The organism is Prevotella sp. HCN-7019, assembly GCF_037890215.1.
Lineage (GTDB): Bacteria > Bacteroidota > Bacteroidia > Bacteroidales > Bacteroidaceae > Prevotella.
Genome location: NZ_JBBKBO010000019.1, coordinates 1 through 7,695, shown reverse-complemented (window position 1 = coordinate 7,695; position 7,695 = coordinate 1). Strand labels below are relative to the sequence as shown.

8 protein-coding genes and 1 pseudogene are annotated in these 7,695 nt (G+C 49.0%); all 9 read left to right on the top strand.

What is annotated here, in order from left to right:
- Positions 1–263 precede the first annotated feature (263 nt).
- Positions 264–977 (top strand): Bax inhibitor-1/YccA family protein, encoded by a 714-nt coding sequence (locus WKT13_RS13170; protein ID WP_340324216.1) that lies wholly within the window; start codon positions 264–266, stop codon positions 975–977.
- 352 nt (positions 978–1,329) lie between these two features.
- Positions 1,330–1,803, top strand: a complete 474-nt coding sequence (gene argR, locus WKT13_RS13165; protein ID WP_298617496.1) for an arginine repressor — start codon at positions 1,330–1,332, stop codon at positions 1,801–1,803.
- A 41-nt stretch (positions 1,804–1,844) separates the two neighbouring features.
- Positions 1,845–2,435: a GNAT family N-acetyltransferase gene (locus WKT13_RS13160; RefSeq protein ID WP_298617494.1), complete on the top strand. Its 591-nt coding sequence runs from the start codon at positions 1,845–1,847 to the stop codon at positions 2,433–2,435.
- A gap of 126 nt (positions 2,436–2,561) precedes the next feature.
- Complete coding sequence (locus tag WKT13_RS13155) at positions 2,562–3,755, top strand: argininosuccinate synthase (RefSeq protein WP_340324215.1); 1,194 nt, start codon at positions 2,562–2,564, stop codon at positions 3,753–3,755.
- Positions 3,756–3,767: 12 nt separating this feature from the next.
- Positions 3,768–3,968, top strand: a complete 201-nt coding sequence (locus tag WKT13_RS13150) for a PspC domain-containing protein (RefSeq protein WP_298617490.1) — start codon at positions 3,768–3,770, stop codon at positions 3,966–3,968.
- Entirely contained in the window at positions 3,965–4,930 is a 966-nt protein-coding gene (argC, locus tag WKT13_RS13145) for an N-acetyl-gamma-glutamyl-phosphate reductase (protein WP_340324214.1), read from the top strand. Before WKT13_RS13150 ends, argC begins: the two co-directional genes overlap by 4 nt.
- 112 nt (positions 4,931–5,042) lie before the next feature.
- On the top strand, positions 5,043–6,176 hold the full coding sequence (locus WKT13_RS13140) for an aspartate aminotransferase family protein (RefSeq protein WP_340324213.1): 1,134 nt from the start codon (positions 5,043–5,045) through the stop codon (positions 6,174–6,176).
- Positions 6,173–6,961 (top strand): pyrroline-5-carboxylate reductase, encoded by a 789-nt coding sequence (gene proC, locus WKT13_RS13135; RefSeq protein ID WP_340324212.1) that lies wholly within the window; start codon positions 6,173–6,175, stop codon positions 6,959–6,961. Before WKT13_RS13140 ends, proC begins: the two co-directional genes overlap by 4 nt.
- Before the next feature lie 157 nt (positions 6,962–7,118).
- Positions 7,119–7,695, top strand: a pseudogene (locus WKT13_RS13130) (hypothetical protein); the annotation flags it as partial.

Here is a 7,695-nt window from a genome sequence, read left to right as displayed (position 1 = left end):
ACAATTAAAGCACTAAAATATGACTTTATACATTATATAATATTCGCGCGCGAAAACAAGAAAGAAAAAATTCTACTTCATCCATAACACAGAAAACACAAAAATCAGCAAAAAACATGCACTCCAAAAACAAATGCTGATTAATAAAACAAAAAAGTATGGCATGTAATTTGTTTCTGATAATAAAAACGCATATATTTGCACAACATAACCACATATATATAATAAATAAAAGAATCAATAAAAACAAAATTTAAAAAGAAATGGAAAAAGAAAGAATCTATTATTCATCACAAGATCGGGAACTGTCATTATCACTGGCCTTTCCCGCACTCATGCGCAAAGTATATATATGGATGACTCTTGCCCTAGCTATTACAGGCATAACAGCATACGGAGTGGCAAGTTCGCCCAACCTCATAATGGCGATAGTTACGAATAGCGGCCTTATGTGGGGAATTATAATAGGTACGTTCGCACTTGTAATGATCATCAGCTCAGCCATCAACCGTCTGTCACTCACAACAGCCACACTGCTGTTCACTCTCTACTCCGTGCTGAACGGCCTGATGCTGTCGTCCATATTTCTTGTTTACACGATGTCATCCATCGCTCAGGTATTCTTTATCACTGCCGGCACATTTGCCATAATGGCCGCAGTAGGATACTTCACCAAGACAGACCTCACCTCGTTCGGCAAACTTCTGTTCATGGCTCTCATCGGACTCATAATCGCAACTATTGTAAACATATTCATGAAGAGCGGAACAATGAGTCTGATTATCAGCTATGTTGGTGTTCTTATATTTGTAGGTCTAACAGCTTACGACTCTCAGAAAATCAAACAGATGCTCATGACATGTAATGATGTCACAGAAAACAGCCAAAAGCTCGCACTTCTGGGTTCACTCACACTCTATCTTGATTTTCTCAATCTCTTCCTATACCTGTTACGCATTTTCGGAAGAAGAGAATAACATACAATAATTAATATATATAAAACAGGCAGCATCCTAAAAGACAAACAACAAAGGATGTTGCCTGTTTTTATTTTATCCATCTCCACAACATCCAATTTTATAAACACCAACACATTGCAGACACCTGCCCTAAAATACCGTTGCATTTCGCAATACAACATGTAATCCTGTGCCAGAAACCTTCAACCAACCATATATCACATACCGTTACACCGATATTCTTATTTTTGCATAAATATACAAAAACATTATTCAAAAATGCATAAAAATGTAGTTTTATGCAAAAATATTTGGTTATTTATGCAAAAACGACTAATTTTGCCTGCGAAAGGTGAATAAATATACAGTTATGAAAGTAAAGACAAACAGAATAGAAGCCCTGAAGATGCTGATCTCAAGCAAAGAACTCAACTGTCAGGAGGACGTGCTGAAAGCACTTCAGAATGAAGGCTTCAAACTGACGCAGGCAACACTGAGCCGCGACATGAAACAGCTGAAAATAGCCAAGGCTGCCAGCATGAACGGCAAATACGTATATGTATTGCCGAATGAGACAATGTACCGCCGTATCCCTAACCCACCGTCGGCGCTTGAAATGCTCAAGACGCCAGGATTTCTGTCTATCAATTTCTCCGGCAACATGATTGTCATCAAGACAAGACCCGGATATGCAAGTTCTATTGCCTACAACATCGACAACAGCAACATCGAGGAGATTCTGGGAACAATTGCCGGCGACGACACCATATTCATCGTTGCCAAAGAGGGTTCTTCGCGCGAAAACATCGTCGAAATACTCAACGAGATAGTAAACAACATCTGACAAACAGGAAAATATCGGAATAATAATCTTACATAATCAAAATGGAAGAAGTAAAGGTGATGGTAGCCGATGCCACCCACGAAAAATACATCGACACTATTCTTGAAACAATCGAGAGTGCGGCAAAAGTCCGCGGAACAGGTATTGCCAAGCGTACACACGAATACATCCTTACAAAGATGAAAGAGGCAAAAGCCGTCATCGCACTGGCTGGCGACCGTTTTGCAGGATTCAGCTACATTGAGACATGGGGCAACAAACAGTATGTCACAACATCCGGTCTTATCGTACACCCGGATTTCCGCGGACAGGGACTTGCCAAACGCATAAAAAACCTCACATTCACTCTTGCACGCAAACGCTGGCCACACGCCAAGATATTCAGCCTCACCAGCGGTGCTGCCGTAATGGCCATGAACACCCAGTTGGGCTATCACCCCGTAACGTTCGCCGAACTCACTGACGACGAGGCATTCTGGAGAGGATGTGAAGGCTGTATCAATGTAGACGTGCTCAAGCGTACCGGCCGCAAATACTGCATCTGCACAGGCATGCTCTACGATCCAGAGGAGCATCTGCCTGCCAAATTGTCAGACGAAGTGCTCGAAAGAATAAAACAACTCGGCAACTGACATTCAGTCAGTCACTATCCGAACAAGCCCTGCTCCACAATACGGGTGTCTGCCCTACCAAACAAAACAAACAAGAGGACAGAGCGCACAACAAACATAAAAACAGAATCACAAAACATAAAAACAATGAAAAAGGTAGTTGTTGCATTTTCCGGAGGTCTCGACACCTCCTACACAGTGATGAAACTCGCCCAGGACGGCTACGAAGTGCATGCCGCCTGCGCCAACACCGGCGGATTCAGCGACGAACAGCTGAAGACCAACGAAGAGAATGCCTACAAGTTGGGGGCAAAGAAATACGTCACACTCGACGTCACTCACGAATACTACGACAAATCGCTCAAATACATGATCTACGGCAACGTGATGCGCAACAACTGCTACCCCATCTCCGTATCATCCGAGCGAATATTCCAGGCCATCGCCATTGCCCGCTACGCCAAGGAGATAGGTGCCGACGCCATTGCCCACGGATCCACCGGAGCGGGCAACGACCAGATACGTTTCGACATGACCTTCCTCGTCATGGCACCGGGAGTAGAGATAATAACACTCACCCGCGACAAGGCTCTCTCACGTCAGGAAGAGGTCGACTATCTCAATGCCCACGGTTTCAGCACCGACTTCACCAAGCTGAAATACTCATACAACGTCGGCATCTGGGGCACAAGCATCTGCGGAGGCGAACTGCTCGACTCTACACAGGGACTGCCCGAGGAGGCTTATCTCAAACACGTCACACAGACCGAGGAACAGTTGCTCAAGATAACGTTCGACAAAGGCGAGATAACAGCCGTCAACGGCGAAGCGTTCGACGACAAGATCAAGGCTATACAGAAGATTGAGGAGATAGGCGCAGCCTACGGTATAGGCCGCGACTGCAACGTCGGCGACACCATCATAGGCATCAAGGGCCGCGTAGGTTTTGAAGCAGCAGCTCCGAAACTCATCATCGAAGCCCACCGCCTGCTCGAGAAATACACACTCAGCAAATGGCAGCAGTACTGGAAAGACCAGATAGCCAACTGGTACGGCATGTTCCTCCACGAGAGTCAGTATCTCGAACCGGTAATGCCAGACATCGAAGCCATGCTCACATCCTCGCAGCGCAACGTCAGCGGAACAGTCATCCTCAAGCTGCGTCCGCTCGGATTCGAGACTGTGGGCGTCGATTCCGTCAACGATCTTCTCAAGTCAAAACTCGGCGAATACGGCGAAATGCAGCACGGCTGGACATCCGAAGAGGCCAAAGGCTTCATCAAGGTGCTCAGCACACCTCTGAGAGTTTACTACGGCATTCATCCCGACGAAGAAAGATAAATAACAAAAAACATGGCCAGCAGAAAACTTTATTTATCGGACACCGATAAGAAGATAGCAGGCGTATGCGGCGGACTTGCTGACTACTTCGACATCGACGCCACCATCATACGCATTGTCTGGTTCGTCGCCGCATTCTTCTACGGCACGGGCTTTATTCTTTATCTTGCCTTCTGGCTTATTGTTCCACGCGAAAGAAACATACTCCCATGAAAATAGGAATATTAGGTGCCGCCGGCTACACAGCCGGCGAACTTCTGCGGTTGCTCATCAACCATCCGCAGGCAGAGATAGTGTTTGCCAACAGCGAAAGCAATGCCGGCAATCTCATAACCGACGTACACGGCGGCCTTATGGGCGAGACCGACATGCGCTTCACCTCCGACATGCCCTTCGGCGACGTCGATGTGGTGTTCTTCTGCTTCGGCCACGGCAAGAGCGAGGCGTTCCTCAAGGAGCACTCCATACCTTCCGGTGTGAAGATAATAGACCTTGCGCAGGACTTCCGACTCAAGGCTCTGGGCAACGACTACGTTTACGGTCTGCCCGAAATCAACAAGAGTCTCATTGCCAAGGCCATGCATGTAGCCAATCCCGGCTGCTTCGCCACCTGCATACAGCTTGCTCTGTTGCCCGCGGCATCAATGGGACTGCTCACATCCGACGTAGCCGTGAACGCCATAACCGGCAGCACCGGAGCAGGACAGAAGCCGTCGGCCACCACACACTTCTCGTGGCGCGCCGACAACATGAGCATATACAAGCCGTTCCAGCACCAGCACGTACCCGAGATAAAGCAGAGTCTGACACAGCTTCAGGGTTCGCTGCCGTGCGACATCGACTTCATACCCTACCGCGGCAACTTCGCCCGCGGCATCTTTGCCACCTCCGTCGTGAAGACCGACGCACCGCTCGACGACATCGTGGCCGCATACAAGGAGTTCTACAAGGACGCTCCGTTCACTCACTATTGCGACAAGGCCATCGACATGAAACAGGTTGTCAACACCAACAAGTGTCTTGTACATTGCGACAAGTTCGGCAACAAACTGCTCATAACGTCCTGCATAGACAATCTGCTGAAGGGTGCCGTGGGACAGGCCGTGCAGAACATGAATATAATGTTCGGACTCGACGAGCGCTGCGGTCTGACGCTCAAAGCATCGGCATTCTAAAAACACCACAACATGGCAAAGTTCGACAAAGACCTTTTTGCAAATTCATTCATCGTAGGCGCACTCCTCGGAGGAGTGATCTACATCATTATAACAACATTAAACAAATAAGATGAAACTGTTCGACGTTTATCCTTTATACGACATAAACATAGTGAAGGGCCGCGGATGCGCCGTGTGGGACGACAACGGTCAGGAATATCTCGACCTTTACGGCGGACATGCCGTCATAAGCATCGGCCACTGCCATCCTCACTACGTCGAGGCACTCAAGAGTCAGCTCGATTGTCTGGGCTTCTACTCCAACTCCGTTGTCAACACCCTGCAGCAGCAGCTCGCCACACGTCTGGGCAAGGCGTGCGGATACGACGACTATCAGCTGTTTCTCATCAACAGCGGAGCCGAGGCCAACGAGAACGCCATGAAGCTGGCTTCGTTCCATACCGGCCGCAAACGCATACTCTCTGCACAGAAAGCATTCCACGGCCGTACGTCGCTGGCAGTCGAAGCCACCGACAACCCAAAGATCATAGCCCCCATCAACGCAAACGGGCACGTCACCTATCTGCCGCTCAACGACCTTGAGGCATGGGAGGCTGAGCTTGCCAAAGGCGACGTGGCGGCAGTAATACTGGAGTGCATACAGGGCGTAGGCGGCATACGTCTCGCCACGGCCGAATTCGCACAGGGTCTGCAGGCAGCATGCCGCAAACACGGCACGGTGCTCATCTGCGACGAGATACAGTGCGGCTACGGACGCAGCGGCAAGTTCTTCGCCCACCAGTGGCTCGGCATACACCCCGACCTCATCACCGTGGCCAAAGGCATTGCCAACGGTTTCCCGATGGGTGCGGTACTCATATCGCCCGAGTTTGTGCCCTCCTACGGACAGCTCGGCACCACATTCGGAGGCAACCATCTGGCATGCGCCGCAGCGCTGGCCGTGCTCGACGTCATTGAGAGCGAACATCTCGTGGAGAACGCATGCAAAGTTGGCGATTATCTTCTCGAAAAACTCGATAGTCTGAAAGCCACACAGCCGCACATCACCGACGTACGTGGCCGCGGTCTGATGATAGGCATCGAGCTCGACATTCCGCACAAGGACGTGCGCTCACGTCTCATCCACGACGAGCACTGCTTCACTGGCTGTGCCTCCACCAACATCCTGCGTCTGCTTCCACCACTTTGTCTCACTGTGGCACAGGCTGACGCATTCATCGAAAAACTGAAACGCTCATTATGAAGACTGCCATAATAGGTGTTGGCGCCATGGGAGGTGCCATTGCCGAAGGACTGCTCCACAGCGGCAGCATAAAGCCCGGCGACATAATTGCCGCCAATCCTCACACCGACAAGTTGCGCCATCTGGCTGACGCCGGAGCAGTGGTGACTTCCGACAACAAGGCGGCTGCCGCAGCGGCCGATGTAGTGATAGTTGCCGTGAAGCCGTGGCTTGCCGAAGAAGTGATGAAAGACATAAAGACCGTCATGGACTACCGCCGCCAGATGCTTGTCTCGGTGGTGGCCGGCGTGTCGGCCGCACAGATCGGAGAGTGGATGGAGAAGGACGGCATGCGCCCAAGACTCTTCCTTGTAATACCCAACACCGCGGCGGCAGTATGCGAGTCGATGACATTCGTCGCGCCTTTCAATACCTCGGATGAGGACACAACCATCATAAAAGAACTGTTCGACACCATCGGCTCCACCATCATAACCGACGAGCGTCACCTCGCGGCGGGCATGATACTTGCTTCATGCGGCACAGCCTTCGCCATGCGCTACATACGTGCTTCGGTAGAAGGCGGTGTGGAACTTGGATTCCGTGCGGCTGAAGCCACACACATAGTGGCACAGACAGTGAAAGGCGCCGCCCGGCTGCTTATGGCGGACGGCGGACACCCCGAGGCTGAGATAGACAAGGTGACCACCGCCGGCGGAATAACAATAAAAGGACTCAACGCCATGGAGCAGGCCGGATTCACCGGAGCTGTGATACAAGGACTGAAAGTGGCGGCAGGGAAATGAGATCATACATAAACTGAACGAAAACAACGGAATATCATCACATCGCCAATACTCCGATGTGATGATATTCCGTTATTCATATATACAAAAATCCATACGGCATTTTGGATAAAACAAGAATCTAACCACCGGTTATTGCAAAAGATATTAATTCATCATGATAATCAGAATTCACACCATTATAGCATTGCTGTTCATCATGAATGTCAGCATCTTCGGTCAGGCCGTACTGCTTGACAAGACAACAGGACAGCGCATTTCATACGCACAGATTCTTAATGAGAAAGGAGCTGTTGTTGGGATGACAGACATTGATGGTAATCTACCTCAGGATTTAATCGATGAGAAAATCACTATCCAACATATTGCATATAATCCGGAAACGGTCGAGTCATCTCTATTCAAAAACGTCAAATCTGTTTTTCTTTCTCCTATTGATTATAAGCTGGATGAAGTGACTGTCACGACAAAGAACACGGAGTACATTCATCTCAGAACATATTTCCGGAGCTATCAGCTGAATGATTCATGTCTGAAGTATTTCAAGGATGGAATCTTGGATTTCTTTATTGACACTAAACACCAAAAGACGGAAAGGATTGCTTCAAATATCCGTACTTTCCAGAATGACTCATTAATCGGCAAGGATAAGAGGAGGACAAATGCAGTGGTGGATAAATACATTTACACCCCCTATCTGGAAGGCCTTACTTTGATTGAGACACTTAAAAAAG

Excerpts from the sequence above, each read along its gene's own strand:
- WKT13_RS13140 (WP_340324213.1), top strand. The coding sequence starts at position 5,043 with ATGAAACTGTTCGACGTTTATCCTTTATACGACATAAACATAGTGAAG.
- proC (WP_340324212.1), top strand. The coding sequence starts at position 6,173 with ATGAAGACTGCCATAATAGGTGTTGGCGCCATGGGAGGTGCCATTGCC.
- WKT13_RS13170 (WP_340324216.1), top strand. The coding sequence starts at position 264 with ATGGAAAAAGAAAGAATCTATTATTCATCACAAGATCGGGAACTGTCA.
- WKT13_RS13150 (WP_298617490.1), top strand. The coding sequence starts at position 3,768 with ATGGCCAGCAGAAAACTTTATTTATCGGACACCGATAAGAAGATAGCA.
- argR (WP_298617496.1), top strand. The coding sequence starts at position 1,330 with ATGAAAGTAAAGACAAACAGAATAGAAGCCCTGAAGATGCTGATCTCA.
- WKT13_RS13155 (WP_340324215.1), top strand. The coding sequence starts at position 2,562 with ATGAAAAAGGTAGTTGTTGCATTTTCCGGAGGTCTCGACACCTCCTAC.
- argC (WP_340324214.1), top strand. The coding sequence starts at position 3,965 with ATGAAAATAGGAATATTAGGTGCCGCCGGCTACACAGCCGGCGAACTT.
- WKT13_RS13160 (WP_298617494.1), top strand. The coding sequence starts at position 1,845 with ATGGAAGAAGTAAAGGTGATGGTAGCCGATGCCACCCACGAAAAATAC.